The following is a 955-nucleotide window of genomic DNA, read 5'->3' as shown; positions in this document are numbered from 1 at the left end:
GCTATTATCCCAAAGGTGAGAATGGCCGCCCACCGTATCCGTTATCCATCATGCTCCGCGTCCATTGTATGCAGCTGTTTTATAACCTCAGTGATCCTGCCATGGAAGATGCGCTGTATGAGATTGAATCCATGCGCCGCTTTGCCGGACTGCGCCTGTCAGACCGACTGCCGGATGAAACCACGATCCTCAATTTTCGTCACCTGCTGGAGCGTCACGGTTTGGGCAAAACGCTTTTCAAAGAAGTAAATAAGCAACTGGAGAAGCAGGGGCTGATGATGCGGGAAGGCAGTATCGTGGATGCTTCGATTATTTCCGCCCCGAGTTCCACCAAAAATCAAAGTGGCCAACGTGATCTGGAAATGCGTCAGACCAAAAAGGGCAATGAGTGGCACTTTGGCATGAAGATGCACATTGGTGTGGACAGTGCCCGAGGACTGATTCACAGCCTTGAAGCGACGGGGGCGAATGTTCACGACATTACCGTTGCGGGCAAATTGTTGCACGGAGAAGAAGACTCCGTCTTCGGTGATGCTGGTTATCAAGGTATTCAGAAGCGGGAGGAACATCAGAAGCGAACTGGTGTCACTTGGTTTATCGCGCGGCGCCCGGGTGAGCGTCGGACATTGAGTGAAGAGCATCAAAGAATGGAGACACTCAAAGCCAGCATCCGGGCCAAAGTGGAACACCCGTTTCGATACATCAAGCAGGTGTTTGGCTATGACAAAGTTCGCTATCGGGGCTTGGCTAAGAACAAGAGCCGGCTCTATCTGTTGGCAGCCTTCAGTAATCTGCTAATAGCAAGGAAAGAGCTGCTGGTATAGGGGCGATGGGCCCAGATGAGGCCCTGCGAGGGGTGTGAGATCCAAAATGGCCGGAAAAACAATCTGTATCTTCGACCATTTTCGTCGAGAGTATCAATTACCTCAGAATTTTGGGGTTATTCAGACTCTCC

1 protein-coding gene is annotated in these 955 nt (G+C 51.2%); it reads left to right on the top strand.

The window, feature by feature from the left end; genetic code table 11:
• A partial coding sequence (locus tag BTA51_RS28850) for an IS5 family transposase (protein ID WP_094712538.1) occupies positions 1-824 on the top strand: 824 nt, incomplete at its 5' end.
• Between the last annotated feature and the right edge of the window lie 131 nt (positions 825-955).

The sequence above is a fragment of the Hahella sp. CCB-MM4 genome (assembly GCF_002260525.1).
GTDB lineage: Bacteria > Pseudomonadota > Gammaproteobacteria > Pseudomonadales > Oleiphilaceae > Hahella.
The sequence above is the reverse complement of the archived record's forward strand: the minus strand, read 5'-3'. Positions and strand labels throughout refer to the sequence as shown.